Below are 17,275 nucleotides of genomic sequence, written 5' to 3'. Positions count from 1 at the left end.
GGGATTTCGATCCAACCTGCTAAATTGGCGGGAAAAATTCGCAGGCGCCCGGTGGCGCTACGGTGTTGCGCAAAGGGTCTGGTTTGGTCTCTCCCTCGCGAAAAACCGCCCGGCGGGCGGGCGGATTGCTGGCGATTGCCGCGGTCGCGGCGGCGCTGGCGCTTGCGGCCGTGCGCTGGGTCGGCCCACTGCACGGGCTGGAGACCGGCATTGCCGACCGCATCCGGATCGCCATGGCCAGCCCCGCGGCCGGGCAGGATTCGCGCCTGTCCATCGTCGCCGTCGACGAGGCGACCATGGCCCGCCTGCCCTATCGCTCGCCGGTGGACCGCGGGCTGCTGGCCGATGTGGTGAGGTTGCTGGGCGCGGCGGGCGCCCGGGCCGTCGGCCTCGACATCCTGCTGGACCAGCCGACCGAGCCGGCAAAGGACGCGCGCCTCGCCGCCGCCATCAAGGCGTTTCCGGGGCCGGTGGTGCTGGCCTGGGCCGATGCCCGGTCGGGCATGACCGCACCGCAAACCGCCTGGCTCCGGACGTTCGGGGCGGAGAGCGGCGGCCGCTTCGGCTTCGCCAACCTGACCACCGATCCGGACGGCATGGTCCGCCGCCACAGCCGCGGGCTGGCCGGCACCGATACCCCCAGCCTCGCCGCAGCTCTTGCCGGCCGCGATGGCCCGGACGGGGCGGGCGAGACCTGGACCGTCGACTGGCGCCTGCCCGGCACCGACGGCTCGCCGCCATTCCAGACCACGCCCGCGCTGATCCTGCCGCTGATGGCCGCAAACCCGGCGGTGCTGGCCGGCTGGTTCAAGGACCGGATCGTGCTGGTCGGTGCGGACCTGCCGCAACAGGACCGACATGCGACGCCGCTATCGGCAGTGCTGGGCGGCCCCGCCACCGCCGGCGTGGCGATCCACGCCCATCTGGTGGCGCAACTGCTCGACAACCGGCTGGTGCCGGAATGGCCGGCGCCGGCGCGCTGGGCCGCCGTGCTGGCGCTGGCCGTCCTGGCCGCGCTGGTGGCAATGGCGCGCTGGCATTGGCTGCTGAAGCTGCCGGCGCTGATCGTGCTGGCCGGCGGGTGGCTCGCCGGAGCCATCGGCCTCGCGAGCCTCGGCGGTGCGGTGCTGCCGGTGACAGCGGCCCTGCTGGCGCTGCTGCTCGGCGCTGGCGCCACCATGGGCCTGGACGCGCTGCTGGCCCATCGCGAACGCCGCTTCATCCGCTCGGCCTTCGCCCATTATCTGGCGCCGCAACTGGTGGAAGAGCTGGTGCGCGACCCGTCCGGCCTGCGCCTGGGCGGCGAGCGGCGCGAGATGAGCTTCCTCTTCACCGACCTTGAGGGCTTCACCGGCATGAGCGAGGCGATGGCGCCCGAGGCGCTCGGCCGCCTGCTGAACGACTATCTGGACGGGGTCAGCGCCATCGTCATGGCCCATCGCGGCGTGGTCGACAAATATATCGGCGACGCGGTCGTCGCCCTGTTCGGCGTGCCCGGTCACGACCCGGCCCACGCCGCCCATGCGGTGCGCTGTGCCATGGCCATCGACGCCTTTGCCGAACGGTTCCGGGCCGAGCGTACCGACGCCCGCCTGGGCACGACCCGGATCGGCGTCCATTCCGGCGAGGCGACGGTCGGCAATTTCGGCGGCCGGCTGCGCTTCGACTACACCGCGCTGGGCGATGCCATGAACACCGCCGCCCGGCTGGAGGGCGCCAACAAGGCGTTCGGCACTCGCATCGCCGTGAGCGGCGTCTGCCTCCGCGAGGCGGAAGCGCATCTGGACGCGCCGCTGCCGGTGCAGCCCATCGGCGACATCGTGCTGAAGGGCAAGCGCGACGCCATCGCCGTCGCCACCCTGAACGCGGCCGCGGCGCCGGACTGGCTCGACCGCTATCGCGCCGCCTATGCGGCCCTGGGTTGCGATCCCGCGCGGGCGCACACCCTGCTGGCCTGTCTCGGCGACGATCCTGTGGTAGCATTGCACCGGCAAAGGCTGGCAGCCGGCGAGACCGGCGCGCGCATGGAGTTGAAGGAGAAATGACGGTGCGGCTTTGGCGGACACTGCTGCTTGCAATCGGGCTGGTCATGGCGGCGGGGGCGATGACGGCAGGGGCGCTGCACGCCGCGCCCGTGGTCGTGCTCTCCAGCACCGTGCCGGGCCTGCAACCGGGGTCGATGGTCGATTCCGCGACCGCGGTGGCCGTGCCCGCCGGCGGCATGGTCATGATCAACGACGCCGCGGGCAAGACCCGCACCATTGCCGGCCCCTATGACGGCCCCATCGGCGAGACCGCGGCCAAGGCCGGCGACGGCGGCATGATGGCCAATCTCGGCCGGCTGGTGGCGTCGCGCGACACCGAGCAGACCCGGCTGGGCGCGGTCCGCGCCGCGCCGGACCAGCAATTGCGCGACCCGGCCCTGATCACCGTCGCCCACTCCGCCACCCAGTGCGGCCTGCCGGAGGCGCCCCTGCGCCTCTGGCGGCCCGGCACGATGGACGGGGACAACCGCCTCACCATCACCGACCTGGCGTCCGGCGCCAGCGCCGAACGGGTCTGGCATGCGGGCAGGACGGTGATCGACTGGCCGGCGACGCTGCCGGCGAGGGACGGCGCCCGCTATCGCATCCGCCTGGAGATCGCGCCGCGCCCGGTCGAACTGGAACTGCACCGGGCGCCCGCGGGCCTCGACACGCCGGCACGGCTGGCCGCCTGGATGGAAAGCGTCGGCTGCCGGCGGCAGGCGCTGCTGCTGCTGGACACCCTGACCGCCCCGCAGGGATGAGCGGTGCGGTGGGCGTCGGCGTGGCTGCTGCGCTGCGGCGGCGGCGCGACAGCGGTGCGTCCGGCCCGCCCTTCGACGACGGCCTGCGCATCGCCCTGGTCGCCGAGGGCGGCGCCATGCGCGGCGTCATCGCTGGCGGCATGGTCTCCGCCATCGAGGCGGCCGGGCTCGGCCACTGTTTCGACCTGATGATCGGCACCTCCGCCGGCGCCTGCGCGCTCGCCTATCTGCGCGCCGGGCAGGCGCGCTTCGGCACCCGCATTTTCTATGAGGACATCAACAACCGCGCCTTCATCGACCCGTTGCGGGCGCTGCGGGGCCGGCCCGTGGTCGACATCGACTTTCTCGTCGACCGGGTCTTTGCCGCGGTGAAGCCGCTCGACCGGCAGCGCCTCGCCGAGCCCGGGCCGGAACTGGTCGCCACCGCCACCGATGTCCGCGCCGCCGAAACCGTCTATCTGACCGGCTTCGGCGCGCCCGGCCGCGCGCTCGAAATCCTGCGCGCCACCACGCAAATGCCGCTGCTGGCCGCGGGGCCGGTGGCGCTGGACGGCCGCCGCCTGCTGGACGGCGGCGTCCTGAACCACCTGCCCCTGATGGAGGCCCTGGCCCGCGGCGCCACCCACGCCCTCGTCATCCTGACCCGCAGCCCGGACGCACCGGCCCTGCGCCGCCCGCCCTGGGCCGAGCGGCGATTGTTGCCGCGCCGGCTGCACCGCCTCTATGGCCCGCAACTGGCCGAACGCGCGCGGGCCGAGGCCGAGCACTACCGCGCCCTCTACCGCGCGCTGCCACCGTTGCGGGCGATCTGCCTGAACGGGGCTCACGTCCTGGCGGTCGGCCCGGCGGCATCGGAGCCGGCCGTGGGACGGACCGAAAAGTCCGCCCTCCGCCTGCGCGCCGCCGCCGCCCATGCCGAGGCGCGCATGCGCCAGGCGCTGGAGGCGCCATAGATCGGCCAGCCTCCCCCGCCACGCGGGAAGGTCACCGCGACACCGACACGGGCGCGTTGGTTCGGGCCGCCTCCTCCGCGGCGAGGCAGAGTTGCACGCTGCGCCGGGCCTCCGCCGCCGAGACCAGCGCCCGGCCCTCGCGAAACGCCTCTGCCGTCAGCGCCAGCTGGCGTTCCAGTTCCACCAGCTCGCCGGAGGGCGCGAGCGCGACCTCCTCGAACTCGTGCCGACCGCGCTCGACCGCGAACCCGCACGGCCGGATGCGGAAGTCGCAGGACGGCGTCTCGTCGCGATCCATCCGGCCCTGCCAGGCGGTGCGGATCGCGCCCTCGGAACCGATGACCTCGACCCATTGATGATGGCCGAAGCCGCCGGTGGTGTGGTTGATCGTGGCGGTGCGACCGTTGGCGAACCGGATCTGGGCGCACAGCGTCTCGAACAGCGCGGGGAAGCGGACGGACGGAACGCCCATCGCCTGCACCGTCGCCTCCTCCCCCATGGCGTCCAGATACCAGAGGGCCAGATCGAAGAAATGGACGGTTTCCTCCAGGCTCCACGAGCCGACCCGCGCCGGGTCGCAGCGCCAGCCGTCGGCGCCGGGGCGGTAGGGGTTGCGGAACAGGCCGACCGAGACATGCCGCGGCTCGCCGATCCGACCCGCCGCGATCTCGCGCTGGACCCGGCCCCACTGGCTGGACAGGCGCAACTCGTGCCCGACCGAAATCCGACGGCCGGAGCTGGCATCGGCGGCCAGCAGCCGGTCGCATTCGGCAAGGCTGATGGCCATCGGCTTCTCAAGCAGCACGTGCTTGCCCGCGGCCAGCGCCGCCATGGCGATCTTGCCGTGCAGGTGGTTGGGCACGACCACATCCGCCATGTCGACCGGCGCGCACGCCAGCAATTCGCGGTAGCTGCGATAGACCGTAGCCCCGGGATGGGCCGCCGCCGCGGCAGCGCGCGACGCCTCGCCCGGCACCGCAATGGCGCTGAGTTCAAGACCCGGCAGGCGCTCGATGGCGGCGGCGTGCTGACGTCCCCACGCGCCGTATCCGATCAGGCCGATCCGCATGGTCGCTTCTCTCCTCCCGTAAACCGATAGCGCCAGTCTGACCGCAAGTCCCGGCAAGTTCCAGTGGCCAGCTTGCGCGCGCCATGGCAGGCTGGCCCGGTCGACAGCGAACGGAGGCGCGCGCCATGAAGCTGGGTCTTTACATGGCCACCCAATGGCCGAAGGGCGCGGAGATCGGCCCGGAAATCGCCCATCTCTGCGAACAGGCCCGCGCAGCCAGGGATAACGGCTTCGAGACCGTCATGGTCGGCCAGCATTTCCTGACCGAACCCTTGCAGATGCTCCAGGCCGAACCCCTGATCGCCCGGCTGGCCGGCGAGGCCACGGGGCTGGAACTGGGCATTGCCGTGGTGCTGCTGCCGATGATGAGCCCGGTGCTGGTGGCGGAATACGCCGCCTCGCTCGACTGGCTCGCCGGCGGGAAATACATTCTGGGCCTGGGCGTCGGCTACCGGCCGGAAGAATTCCAGGGCCTCGGCGCGCCGATGGAAAGCCGGGGCGAACGCTTCGAGGAAGCCCTGCACGTGATGAAGCGCCTGTGGTCCGAGGACGTGGTCACGCACGCGGGCAAGCACTATTGCGTGCCGGGCGTCGGCGCCAGCATCCGCCCGGTGCGCCCGGAGGGGCCGACCGTCTGGATCGGCGGCGAGGCCCCGCCGGCGGTGCGCCGCGCCGGGCGGCTCGGCCATCCCTGGGTGATCGCGCCCAGCGCCACCTTCGAGGGCATCCGCGCGCGCACGGCCATCTATGAGACCGCGCGCATCGCGGCGGGCCATCCGCCGCCGGCCCGCCGCCCGGTCATCCGGGAATGCGTCATCGGCGCCACGCGGCAACAGGCACTGGACACCGCCCTGCCCTCGCTGCTCGGCAAGTACGAGGCCTATGCGTCCTGGGGCCAGAAGGATGCGAACAGCGCCGGCTTCCGCGAGCGCTTCGACACCTTCATGGCCGAGCGCTTCCTGGTCGGCGACGAAGCGGAGGTGGCCGACCAGATGGCCCGGTATCGCGACGAGCTGGGCATCGACCAGATCCTGGTGCGCGTGCAATGGCCGGGCCTGGAGCAGCGCCATGTCCTGGCCGCCATGGAGCGGGTCGGACGGGTTGCCGCGCGACTGAATTGACCGGCCGGCGAACCCGCCGCCATAATGGATTCCCCCAAGGCAGGCCGTCAGAGCCCGCCACAAGACCGGAGGATGCCCAGGATGGTGGACCGCAGGCCCGAGCCAGTGCGGCATGGTTGATGCCATCGGCTTCGTGGAACGATTGGTCGGGGGCCTGAACCGGCTTCTGTTGCTGTTGTGCAAGGCCGCGGCGGTCCTGCTGTTGGCGGTCATGACCGGCATCATCATCGCCAGCGTCTTCTGCCGCTATGTCCTGAGCGACGCCATCCCCTGGTCGGAGGAAATCGCGAAGTTCGTCATGGTCTGGATGACCTTCATCGTGGCGCCCGTCGGCCTCAGCCTGGGCGCCCACATCGCCATCGATGCGCTGGCGAACGCGCTGAAAGGGCGGCTCTATTTCCTGCTGTTGGTGGGAGTTTTCGGCGCGATCATCGCGCTCATGCTCATGTTCGTCGACCAGGCGACCTTCCTGACCCAAAACGCCCGGATTCAGCGCGCCTCCACCATCGACGTGTCGATTTCCTACGTTTATGCCGCCATGCCGATCGGCTGCGCGGTGACGGCGCTGGTGGCGCTGGAATTCTGGCTCAACGCGCTGAAAGGCGTGATCGACCCCGCCCGCGGCACCGACCGCCACGGCGCCGGCGATCCGAGCCTGGTCGGCTGAAAGGGGGCGGACGGCCATGACCCTGCTGTTTTTCTGGATCTTCCTCGGCCTGATGGCGCTGGGCGTGCCGATCGTGTTCGGGCTCGGCATCGCGCCGATGGTCAGCTTCATCGTCCAGGGCAAAGAGCTGTTCCTCAGCATGATTGTCCAGCGCACCTTTGCCGGCATCAACCAGTTTCCGCTGATGGCGATCCCCTTCTTCATCCTGGCCGGCGAGTTGATGAACCGCGGCGGCATCACCCAGAGCCTGGTCGCCTTCGCCAACGCCCTGGTCGGCCATCTGCGCGGCGGCCTCGCCCATGTGAACATCGTCACCTCGATGCTGTTCGCCGGCATCAGCGGCTCGGCGGTGGCGGACACGTCCGGCGTCGGCTCGATCATGATCCCGGCGATGGAGAAGGACGGCTACAGCCGCAAATTCGCCGCCGCCGTCACCGCGGCCTCCAGCGTGATCGGCCCGATCATCCCGCCCAGCATCATCATGGTGGTCTATGCCTTCATGATGAATGTCTCGGTCGCCGGGCTGTTCGCCGCCGGCGTCGTGCCGGGGCTGCTGGTGGGGTTTGCGCTGATGGCGGTGACCGCCGTCATCTCGAAACGCCGCAACTACCCGAAATCGGCCGAGCGCGCCTCGATCGGCCGGATGGCCCGCACCGGGCGGGAGGCCGCGCTGCCGCTGCTGACGCCGGTTATCATTCTGGGCGGCATTGTCGGCGGCGTCTTCACGCCGACCGAGGCGGCGGCGATTGCCGCCTTCTATGCGCTGATTCTGAGCGTCTTCGTCCTGAAAACGCTCGCGCCCCGCGAACTGCCGCAAATCTTCCTGCGCGCCGCGGTGTCGTCGGGCGCGATCCTGCTGGTGGTCGGCACCGCCACGGCGTTTGCCTGGGCGGCGACGCTGAGCCAGATCCCGGCCCTGCTGTCGGGCCTGCTGTTCTCAATCACCGAGGAACCCTACCTGCTGTTGTTCCTGATCAACGTGCTGCTGCTGATCGTCGGCATGTTCCTGGACGCGGGCCCGGCCATCCTGATCCTGGGGCCGATCCTGGCGCCGACCATGGTCGGGCTCGGCATCGATCCGCTGCACTTCGCCATCATCATGTGCGTGAACCTGACGGTGGGCCTCGCCACGCCGCCCATGGGGCTGATCCTGTTCGTGGCGTCGTCGCTGACAAAGCTCAGCATCGAGGTGATCGCCCGCGAGATGCTGCCCTTCCTGCTGGTGGAAATCGGCGTCATCTTCCTCATCACCTATCTGCCGCCGCTAACCATGACGCTGCCGCGGCTGTTGGGCTTCGCCTAAAGCCGCCCGCCCGAACCGCCCGACCGAGCCGCCGGCACGGGGCACCGAAAAAGGCCGGGCGCCCCGTCAGGGGGACCCGGCCCGAGCGCGCCGAGACGGGGGTTAAAGTGGGTTCGGTACTCGTTGCCCCACTCTCCTGCCCCATCTCCCGCGGAAGCGGGAGCCCATGCCTGAGAGCTTCACACAGGACACGGACTGTGTCTTGGCCTCTCAGGCATGGGTCCCCGCTTCCGCGGGGATAGGGAAAATGGGGTGGTGAGCCAGCCGGAAAAGAATCCGCCCTATAAGACGGAGGCTATTCCATGATGCGCGCGTCTTCGGCTGCGATGTCCTTCTGGGCGTCGGCGATGGCCTGTTCCAGTGCGTCCAGCCATTCCGGGCCGTATTTGTCGGTGAACCATTTGCGCAGCGGCTGCACCTTCTCGACGAACTGCGCCTTTTCCTCCGGCGTCGGCACATAGACCGTGCCGCCGGCCTTGCGGAACGCCTCATAGGCGGCAAGCTGGGTGTATTTCGGGTCGTTGCTGGCCACCGACGTCATGTGGTGAAAGCCGTCCAGCACCACTTTCCGGATCTCCGGCGGATAGCTTTTCAGCGCATTGTCGTTCATCCACCAGAACAGGAACATGTAGGCGTGGTGGTCCAGGATGGCGTAATGCAGGAAGTCCTGGAACTTCATGTTGACGATGTCGGTGATGCCGTTCTTGGTGCCGACCACCACCTTGGTCGCGAGCGAGGTGTACAATTCCTGCCAGGGAATGGGCGTCGGACTGCCGCTCAAGAGCTTGACCATCTCCACCTGCAATTCCGACTCGATGGTCCGGATTTTCAGGCCTTTGAGGTCGGCGGGGGTGCGAATGACCGCCCCGGTGGTGAAGAAATCGCGCCAGCCGCCGGTGTTGTTCAGGCCCATCAGCCGCAGCGTGCCGGTCTTGGCCAGCATGGCGGCCCGCACCTTGTCCATGAAGGGCGAGTGCATGACCTTTTCGGCGACGCGGTCGTTCGGGAACATGTAGGGGAGGTCAGTCACCTGCAACTCGGGCAGCAGGTTCGCCGCGCCGCCGACGGTCGAGCCCGTGATCTCGATCGCGCCGATCTGCACCGCTTCCAGGCACTGGCGGAAATTGCCACACAACTGACCGCCCGGATAAATCTCCACCTTCACCCGACCGTTGGTCTGCGATTCGACGAAGTTCTGAAAGACCAGCGCGCCCTTGTGATCCTCGTCGGTGGTGGAGGCGATATGGCCGATCTTGATGGTGAACTCCTGGGCGCTGGCGCCGCAAATGACGCCGAGAGCCAGGCCGGGAGCCAAGGCCCAGCGTAAAAGGCGCCATGTCCGAAAATCGAATGCCATCGTTTCCTCCTGCTTTTGTTATGGGGGCTGGTGCCCCGATTGCAGCGGTAGTTGCACATCACTTGCGCCAACGACCGGAGGAAAGCTTATCACCCGGCCCGAAATGCTCCAACCGCGCTGCCGGCCGGGGGCGGCAAAAGGCCGAGCTTCGTCTGCGGTCCCGGGGGAAACCGGACCCGATCAAACATCGGGCTCCAACACGGGAGGGGTTGCCGCGATCAGGCGCTGGCCATGATGGTGAGGGTAGGGCGGTCGTTGTCGGCGGTGGCGGTGAGATAGACTTGCAGGCGGCATGTGCTCAGGCCACGACAGCCGCCTGCCCCTGTCACCCGTCAAACGTCCGCACGGCATCCAGCGCGGCGTCGATGTCCGCGGGCGTATGGTCGGCGGCGATCTGAAAGCGGATCTCCTCATCGCCTCGTGGCACGACCGGATAGCCCAGCCCGGTTGCGAGGATGCCGGCAGCGAACAAATGCTCGATCATCCGGCGCGTTCGCGGCGTGTCGCGCACCAGGAGCGGCGTCACCGGGTGGGCGCTCGGGATGATTTCGTGCCCCAGGTTCAGCAAACCCCGTTCAAAGCGGGTGGTCATCGCCCGCAGATGCTCAAGCAATGCGAGGCCCCGCGGGCTCTCGAGGATGGTCAGGGACGCCGCCGCCGCGGCGGCCTCGGCAGGCGTGATCGGGTTCGAGTAGATATAGAACGGCGCCGTTTCGCGCAGATAGGCGATCAGGGTGTCGCTGCCGACGACATAGCCGCCGTTCACGCCGAACGCCTTGCCGAGCGTCGCCACCAGCAGGTCTGCGGGCCCGCTGGCCGTTGCTTCCTCCGTACCGCGGCCCGTCCGGCCCAGGGCGCCGATGCCGTGCGAGTCATCGACAACGACCAGCACGTTTTCGGCGAATTTTTCGTCATACCGGCGGGCAAGCGCCATGATCCGGTCGAGCGGCGCGTGATCGCCACGCATGCTGAATATGCCGTCCGTCACGATGATCGCTCGCCGGCAGGTCTGGCTGGCCGCTTGCAACTGCTCTTCCAGTTCCGCCATCGCCAAGTGACGATAGATCCGCTTCTCACGCGGCGTGGACAGCCGAATGGCGTTGATAATGCAGTTGTGGTTGAGCTCGTCGCTGATCACCGCTGTCTCCGGCGTGATCAACGACGGCAGGAGCCCCATGACCGTCGCATAGGCGGAACTGAACAGCATGGCCGCCTCTCGCCCGTGAAAGGCCGCGAGCCGTCGCTCCAATTCCCGATGCGGCACCCAGGTTCCGCTGATGAACCGCACCGCACCGGGACCCGCCCCGAATGTGCGGACGGCGTGTTCCTCCGCTGCGATCACGGCGGGGTCGCTCGACAACCCGAGATAGCTATTGGCGTTCATCCGCAAAAAAGGCCGGTCGCCCTGCCCTTCCAGCAAATACCTTGGGCCCAGGTCGCCGGCCGGTGGCAACACCCCGCGGATGACGCGCTCGGCCCCCTTCCGGGTGCCCGTCTCCTCAAGCGAGGCGAGATGGGCTGCGAGGATCGGTTTCAGGCGGTCGTCAGGCATGCTTGGCCTCCCTTCGGGTGCGCTCAACCGGATCGGGCCGGTTTCAGGGCCTGGCTCAGGTGAGCGATCATGTCATCGCACATTGCGCCCAGGTCAAAGGCCGGCGCCCAGCCCCATTCCTGCCTGGCGGCACTATCATCCAGGCTGCGAGGCCAGGAGTCGGCAATGGCCTGCCGGACGGGGTCGATGTCGTAATCGATAGCGAAGCCCGGCAGCCGCGCCGCAATGGCGGCGGCCATCTCCTCCGGCGTCACGCTCATGGCGCTGACGTTATAGGCGTTGCGGTTGGCGAGACGGCGGGCGTCGGCAGCCATCAGCTCGATCATGCCCCGGATCGCGTCCGGCATGTACATCATGTCAAGCCGCGTGTCGGCGCGCAGAAAGCAGGTGTAATGGCGATAGCGGATCGCCTGGCGGAAGATCTCGACCGCGTAGTCGGTGGTGCCCCCGCCCGGCGGCGTCTTGTACGAGATCAGCCCCGGCAATCGCAGCCCGCGGGTGTCGACGCCAAAGCGGCTTGCGTAATAGTCGCAAAGCAATTCCCCGGCGACCTTGGTCACACCATACATTGTCGTCGGACGCTGGATCGTCGTTTGCGGCGTGGCATCATGGGGCGTGGAAGGACCGAACGCGCCGATAGAACTGGGAAAGAACACGGCGCAACCATATTGCCGGGCGACCTCCAGCACATTGTAAAGGCCGCCCATATTCACATTCCACGCCACCTGCGGCTTGTCCTCCGCCACGGCCGAGAGCAGCGCCGCCAGATGATAGATCGTCCCGACATCATGGCGCCGCACGACCTCCTGCAATTGATGAGGCCGCGTGCAGTCCACGTGCTCGGCCACGACGGCCGCACGCTCGCTCGCCGGGCCATTGGGGGGCTGCTGCATCCGAATGTCGGACGCCACGATCCGACCGGGCTCATATTCACGGCAAAGGGCCTCAACCAACTCGCTGCCGATCTGGCCCATCGCACCTGTCACCAAGATCCGTCGCATCGCCGTCTCGCTCACGCGCCGTTTCACCGTCAGGCAAGTCTGCCAAAGAAGATACGCACCGAAATTGATCTACGTCTATGCGCGTGGCAATGAATCTCAGGACCTTGATTTAGGTCATGGTTGCGCGACGGCGGCCATGGTTGCATTTTTGCCGGGCTTGGTTGTCGACCACCCAAGGCCGCGGGCCGGAAAGGGGTGCCAGATTTTGGAGCAGCGCATCGTCAAGCACACGGACGCCGGATTCGCGGCTCCGGTCCTCAGCGACTATCCGGCCGAGCGCGCCCGATTTTCCTGGGATGCGGCGCGCCATTTGCTGGACGGGCTGACAGGTGGCGGCCTCAACATCGCACACGAGGCCGTGGACCGGCATCTGGCGGCAGGCCAGGGCGGCAAGTGCGCGATCCGTTGGCTCGGGAAGGCTGGCGAGCGGCGCGACATCACCTATGCCGACCTTCGCCGGGACACGGCGAAATTCGCTGCCATGCTGCACGGGCTGGGCCTCGACAAGGGCGACCGGGTGTTTTCGCTCCTGGGCCGGGTGCCGGAGCTTTATGTGAGCGTGCTGGGGACGCTCAAGGCCGGGCTGGTGTTCTCGCCGCTGTTCTCCGCCTTCGGGCCGGACCCGATCCGCACCCGAATGGAAATCGGCGAGGCGTCGGTGCTGGTCACCACCAAGGCTCTCTATGAGCGCAAGGTGGCGGCGTGGCGGGCCGACCTGCCGTCCCTGAAGCATGTGCTGCTGATCGATGGCGGCGAAGACGTGCCGGCGGCCACGGCCGCGCTGGCGCCCTTGCTGGAAGCGGCTTCCTCCGAATTCGAGACCGTCCGGACACGCCCCGAAGACCTTGCGCTCCTGCATTTCACCAGCGGCACCACCGGCAAGCCCAAGGGCGTCATGCACGTGCATGAGGCGGTGGTGGCGCACCACGTCACCGGCCAATACGCGCTCGATTTTCACGCCGACGACATCTTCTGGTGTACCGCCGATCCCGGCTGGGTGACGGGCACCTCTTACGGCATCGTCTCGCCGCTGACCAATGGCCTGACCATGATCGTGGACGAGGCGGAGTTCGATGCGGAGCGGTGGTACGGCATCCTGGAAGCGGAGAAGGTCTCGGTCTGGTACACCGCGCCCACGGCCATCCGCATGCTGATGCGCATCGGCACCGAGCCGATGCAGGGCCGCGACCTCTCGCGCCTGCGCTTCATGGCGAGCGTCGGTGAGCCGCTGAACGCAGAGGCGGTGGTCTGGAGCAATCAGGCGTTCGGCAGGCCCTTCCACGACAATTGGTGGCAATCGGAAACCGGCGGCATCATGATCGCCAACTATGCGAGCATGGACGTAAAGCCGGGCTCCATGGGCAAGCCTCTACCCGGTATCGACGCAGGCATTGTCGCGACCGATGGCGGCGAGGTGCGCGAGTTGACGGAGCGAAATGCGGTCGGCGAGCTGGCCTTGCGCCCCGGCTGGCCGTCCATGTTCCGCGGCTATCTGGGCAATCCGGAGCGCTATGCCCAGGCGTTTGCCGGCGGCTGGTACCTGACCGGCGACCTCGCCCTCTGCGACGCTGACGGCTATTTCTGGTTCGTCGGACGCGCCGACGACATGATCAAGTCCTCTGGCCACCTGATCGGCCCGTTCGAGGTCGAAAGCGCCCTGATGGAGCATGAGGCGGTGGCGGAGGCCGCCGTCATCGGCCTGCCGGACGAACGCATGGGCGAGGTGGTGATGGCCTATGTCCAGCTTCACCGCGGCTTCGAGCCCTCCGACGCGCTGAAACGCCGGATCATCGGCCATGCCCGTTCGCGCCTCGGCCCGGCGGTGGCGCCGCGCGACCTGGCGTTCCGCGAGGCCCTGCCCAAGACCCGCTCCGGCAAGATCATGCGCCGTCTGCTGAAGGCGCGCGAGCTGGGCCTGCCGGAAGGCGACACCTCGACCCTGGAGAGCGACGAGCGATGACCGAGCCCCCCTCCGGCACGCATCCCAGAGTCAGCCGGGAGCATGTGCTGCACCTGCTGGCCCAGATGATCCGCATCCGCCGGTTCGAGGAGAAATGCGCTGAACTCTACACCCAGGAGAAAATCCGCGGCTTCCTGCACCTCTATATCGGCGAGGAAGCCGTCGCGACCGGGGTGATGGAGGCGCTGGCGCCGGACGACGCCGTGGTCGCCACCTATCGCGAGCACGGTCACGCCATCGTCCGCGGCATTCCCATGACCAAAATCATGGCCGAGATGTATGGCAAGCAGGAGGGCTGCAGCCATGGCCGCGGCGGCTCCATGCACATTTTCGACGCCGGAACCCGCTTCTATGGCGGCAACGCCATTGTCGGCGGCGGCCTGCCGCTCGCCATCGGCCTGGCGCTGGCGGACAAGATGCAGAAGCGCCGCCGTGTCACCGCCTGTTTCTTCGGCGAGGGCGCGGCGGCCGAAGGCGAGTTCCACGAAAGCCTGAATCTCGCTGCGCTCTGGAAGCTGCCGGTGCTGTTCGTCTGCGAGAACAACCGCTACGCCATGGGCACCGCGCTCGATCGCTCCGAATCCGAGACGGACATTCATCGCAAGGCGGAAAGCTACCGCATCGCCAGCCAGGCCGTGGACGGCATGAACGTGGTGGATGTGGAGGCCGCGGCGCGGCAGGCGCTGGCGGCGGTGCGCGAGACCGGAGCGCCGCACTTCCTCGAATGCCGCACCTACCGCTTCCGCGCGCACTCCATGTTCGACGCCCAGCTCTATCGCGACAAGGCGGAGGTGGAGGCCATGCGCGAGCACGGGCCGATCAAGCGCCTGACCGAGTGGGCGGAGGCCACCCACTTCATCCATGCGGGCGACCTGGAGCGGGTCGAGGCGCAGGTGGCCGAGGAGGTGGACACGGCCGTCGCCTTCGCCGAGGCCGGCACCTGGGAACCGCTGGAAACCCTCACCCGCCACGTCATGGCCGAGGAGGCCCGGCCATGAGCGCGGTTGAGACCACCTATCGCGAGGCCGTCCGCGCCGCCATCCGCGAGGCCATGCTCAAGGACGAGCGCGTCTTCCTCATGGGCGAGGACGTGGGCCGCTATGGCGGCTGCTATGCCGTCAGCATGGGCTTGCTGGAGGAATTCGGCGAGGAGCGCATCCGCGACACGCCACTTTCCGAGTCCGCCTTCACCGGTGCCGGCATCGGCGCCGCCATGGGCGGCATGCGCCCGATCGTCGAGGTGATGACGGTCAATTTCAGCCTGCTGGCGCTCGACCAGATCATGAACACCGCCGCCACCGTTCGCCACATGTCCGGCGGCCAGTTCGGCGTGCCGGTCGTGATCCGCATGGCGACCGGCGCCGGCAAGCAACTGGCCGCCCAGCACTCGCACAGCCTGGAGGGCTGGTTCGCACACATTCCCGGCATCCGGGTGCTGGCGCCGGCAACGCTGGAGGACGCACGCGGCATGCTCTGGACGGCGCTGGAAGACCCGGACCCGGTGCTGATCTTCGAGAACGCGCTGCTCTATAACATGAAAGGTCAGATGGCCGCAGACGCCGGACCGGTGGATATCGACAAGGCAGCCGTGCGGCGCGCGGGCGACCAGGTCACGCTCATCACCTATGGCGGCTCGCTGTTCAAGACGCTGGAGGCCGCCGAAGCGCTGGCCAAGGACGGCGTGGCCGCCGAGGTCATCGACCTGCGCACGCTCCGGCCGTTGGACGACGCCACCATCATGGCCTCCGTCCGCAAGACGCGCCGGGCGGTGGTGGTCGACGAGGGCTGGCGCTCCGGCAGTCTCTCTGCGGAGATCAGCGCCCGCATCACCGAACAGGCCTTCTGGGACCTGGACGCCCCCGTGGGCCGCGTCTGCAGCGCCGAGGTGCCGATCCCCTATGCCAAGCATCTGGAGGCTGCCGCCATCCCGCAGGTGCCCGGCATCGTCCAGGCCGCCCGCGAGACCCTGGGGCGCTAGCGTCATGGGCCTGTTCACCATGCCCTCGCTCGGCTCCGACATGGAGGACGGCACCCTGGTCGAATGGCTGGTGCGCGAGGGCCAGCCGGTCCAGCGCGGCGACATCATCGCCGTGGTCGAGACCCAGAAGGGCGCGATCGAGATCGAGATTTTCGAGACCGGCACCATCGCCAAGCTGCTGCTGCAGGAAGGCGAGACCGTCCCGGTCGGCGCGCCCATGGCGGAGATCATGGCAGAGGTCGTGGGGGTGGGCGTGGAACCCGGGCCGGCAGCGGCTCCCGCGCCTGCCTCCGCTGCGCCCGAGGCGGCCATACCGCCGGACCGGCACGTCGCTTCGCCTCCAAGACCGCCGCCCGCCGCAGTCGGATCGGGCGGGCGCATTCTGGCCTCGCCCGCCGCAAGGCGCCTGGCGGCGGAGCGGGGGCTGGCGTTGCAGGGGCTGAAGGGCACCGGCCCCGGCGGCGCCATCGTCTCGGCAGACGTCGCGGCGGCGGGGGGAGCGCCCGCTGCAAAGCCGCGCGAGCCGGCCCGCCGCGGCATCGACATGGGCGAAATGCGCAAGGCCATCGCCGCGGCCATGGCCCGCTCCAAGCGCGAAATCCCGCATTACTACCTCCAGCACAGCATCGACCTGGAGACCGCTGCCAACTGGCTCGCCACGGCCAATGCCGAGCGCGCGCCGCCGCAACGGCTGCTGCTGGCCGCGCTGCTGCTGAAGGCCAGCGCGCTGGCGCTGAAACGGTATCCGGAATTCAACGGCCATTATATCGAGGGTGCGTTCCGCCCGGCCGACGCCGTGCATCTGGGGGTCGCCGTGGCCATCCGCGGCGGCGGCCTGATCGCGCCCGCCATCCACGATGCGGAGACACTCGGCATCGACGCTCTCATGGCGACGCTCCGCGACGCGACCCAGCGTATGAGAGCGGGCCGCATCCGCTCGTCGGAACTGACCGATCCGACCGCCACCGTTTCCAGCCTGGGCGACCGGGGCGTGGAGGGGCTGTGGGGCGTGATATACCCACCGCAGGTGGCGCTGATCGGCTTCGGCAAGGCGGAGCGGCGCCCCGCAGTCGTGGATGATGCCGTCCTGCCCAGGATGCAGGTGCAGATCTCGCTCGCCGCCGATCATCGCGCCAGCGACGGCCATCGCGGCGCGCTGTTGCTGTGCACGATCGACACGCTCTTGCAGACCCCGGAGGCCCTATGACCGAAGCCGAGATCAAAGCGATCCTGATCGGGGAAATCACCGCCATCGCGCCGGACATTGACCCATCCAGCATCCCCCCGGACGAGGACGTGCGCGAAGCGCTCGACCTCGACTCGATGGACATGCTGAACATCATCGCTGCCTTGCACGAACGCCTGGGCATCGACATTCCGGAGGCCGACGCTCCCCGGTTTTTTACGGTCAACGGCGGCGTGCGCTATATCGCAGAGCGTCTGGGCTGAGATGGAGAGACGCGCCTCTCGCCGATCATCCTCACCAATCGGTCGGGCGTCCCCCACGTGGCCGCCGGGTTTTCATC

Annotated in this window: 15 protein-coding genes; 11 read left to right on the top strand and 4 right to left on the bottom strand. The window is 68.6% G+C overall.

All coding sequences use genetic code 11. The annotated features are described in order from the left end of the window. The first annotated feature begins 83 nt into the window (after nucleotides 1-83). Genes H6844_02225 through H6844_02215 form a run of 3 tightly spaced genes read left to right on the top strand, consistent with a single transcriptional unit; the run spans nucleotide 84 to nucleotide 3,741 of the window. Nucleotides 84-2,045: an adenylate/guanylate cyclase domain-containing protein gene (locus H6844_02225; protein MCB9928224.1), complete on the top strand. Its 1,962-nt coding sequence runs from the start codon at nucleotides 84-86 to the stop codon at nucleotides 2,043-2,045. Further along, a complete protein-coding gene (locus H6844_02220; protein ID MCB9928223.1) occupies nucleotides 2,042-2,788 on the top strand; it encodes a hypothetical protein in 747 nt (248 codons plus the stop codon). Before H6844_02225 ends, H6844_02220 begins: the two co-directional genes overlap by 4 nt. 20 nt (nucleotides 2,789-2,808) lie before the next feature. Next, a complete protein-coding gene (locus H6844_02215; protein ID MCB9928222.1) occupies nucleotides 2,809-3,741 on the top strand; it encodes a patatin-like phospholipase family protein in 933 nt (310 codons plus the stop codon). A gap of 31 nt (nucleotides 3,742-3,772) precedes the next feature. Here H6844_02215 and H6844_02210 read toward each other — a convergent pair whose 3' ends face one another. After that, entirely contained in the window at nucleotides 3,773-4,810 is a 1,038-nt protein-coding gene (locus tag H6844_02210; GenBank protein MCB9928221.1) for a Gfo/Idh/MocA family oxidoreductase, read from the bottom strand. Between the two features lie 125 nt (nucleotides 4,811-4,935). Here H6844_02210 and H6844_02205 point away from each other — a divergent pair, with 125 nt between their 5' ends. From H6844_02205 to H6844_02195, 3 genes are all read left to right on the top strand, one after another. After that, a complete protein-coding gene (locus H6844_02205) occupies nucleotides 4,936-5,931 on the top strand; it encodes an LLM class flavin-dependent oxidoreductase (GenBank protein ID MCB9928220.1) in 996 nt (331 codons plus the stop codon). A 112-nt stretch (nucleotides 5,932-6,043) separates the two neighbouring features. Next, entirely contained in the window at nucleotides 6,044-6,598 is a 555-nt protein-coding gene (locus tag H6844_02200; GenBank protein ID MCB9928219.1) for a TRAP transporter small permease, read from the top strand. A gap of 16 nt (nucleotides 6,599-6,614) precedes the next feature. Then, the gene (locus tag H6844_02195) at nucleotides 6,615-7,901 is read left to right on the top strand and encodes a TRAP transporter large permease subunit (protein ID MCB9928218.1); all 1,287 of its coding nucleotides are present in this window, start codon (nucleotides 6,615-6,617) and stop codon (nucleotides 7,899-7,901) included. 295 nt (nucleotides 7,902-8,196) lie between these two features. Here the strand turns inward: H6844_02195 and dctP are convergent, their stop codons facing one another. The 3 genes from dctP to H6844_02180 form a co-directional block, all read right to left on the bottom strand. Then, entirely contained in the window at nucleotides 8,197-9,258 is a 1,062-nt protein-coding gene (gene dctP, locus H6844_02190; GenBank protein MCB9928217.1) for a TRAP transporter substrate-binding protein DctP, read from the bottom strand. Nucleotides 9,259-9,583: 325 nt separating this feature from the next. Then, complete coding sequence (locus H6844_02185; GenBank protein MCB9928216.1) at nucleotides 9,584-10,810, bottom strand: aminotransferase class I/II-fold pyridoxal phosphate-dependent enzyme; 1,227 nt, start codon at nucleotides 10,808-10,810, stop codon at nucleotides 9,584-9,586. Between the two features lie 23 nt (nucleotides 10,811-10,833). After that, complete coding sequence (locus H6844_02180) at nucleotides 10,834-11,811, bottom strand: NAD-dependent epimerase/dehydratase family protein (GenBank protein ID MCB9928215.1); 978 nt, start codon at nucleotides 11,809-11,811, stop codon at nucleotides 10,834-10,836. A 136-nt stretch (nucleotides 11,812-11,947) separates the two neighbouring features. Here H6844_02180 and acsA point away from each other — a divergent pair, with 136 nt between their 5' ends. Genes acsA through H6844_02155 form a run of 5 tightly spaced genes read left to right on the top strand, consistent with a single transcriptional unit; the run spans nucleotide 11,948 to nucleotide 17,198 of the window. Next, the gene (gene acsA, locus H6844_02175) at nucleotides 11,948-13,771 is read left to right on the top strand and encodes an acetate--CoA ligase (protein MCB9928214.1); all 1,824 of its coding nucleotides are present in this window, start codon (nucleotides 11,948-11,950) and stop codon (nucleotides 13,769-13,771) included. Then, the gene (pdhA, locus tag H6844_02170; GenBank protein ID MCB9928213.1) at nucleotides 13,768-14,769 is read left to right on the top strand and encodes a pyruvate dehydrogenase (acetyl-transferring) E1 component subunit alpha; all 1,002 of its coding nucleotides are present in this window, start codon (nucleotides 13,768-13,770) and stop codon (nucleotides 14,767-14,769) included. Before acsA ends, pdhA begins: the two co-directional genes overlap by 4 nt. Then, on the top strand, nucleotides 14,766-15,749 hold the full coding sequence (locus H6844_02165; GenBank protein ID MCB9928212.1) for an alpha-ketoacid dehydrogenase subunit beta: 984 nt from the start codon (nucleotides 14,766-14,768) through the stop codon (nucleotides 15,747-15,749). Before pdhA ends, H6844_02165 begins: the two co-directional genes overlap by 4 nt. Before the next feature lie 4 nt (nucleotides 15,750-15,753). Then, the gene (locus tag H6844_02160; protein ID MCB9928211.1) at nucleotides 15,754-16,956 is read left to right on the top strand and encodes a 2-oxo acid dehydrogenase subunit E2; all 1,203 of its coding nucleotides are present in this window, start codon (nucleotides 15,754-15,756) and stop codon (nucleotides 16,954-16,956) included. Then, complete coding sequence (locus H6844_02155) at nucleotides 16,953-17,198, top strand: acyl carrier protein (protein ID MCB9928210.1); 246 nt, start codon at nucleotides 16,953-16,955, stop codon at nucleotides 17,196-17,198. Before H6844_02160 ends, H6844_02155 begins: the two co-directional genes overlap by 4 nt. Nucleotides 17,199-17,275 lie beyond the last annotated feature (77 nt).

This window comes from Alphaproteobacteria bacterium (genome assembly GCA_020638555.1).
Lineage (GTDB): Bacteria > Pseudomonadota > Alphaproteobacteria > Bin95 > Bin95 > JACKII01.
The sequence above is the reverse complement of the archived record's forward strand: the minus strand, read 5'-3'. Positions and strand labels throughout refer to the sequence as shown.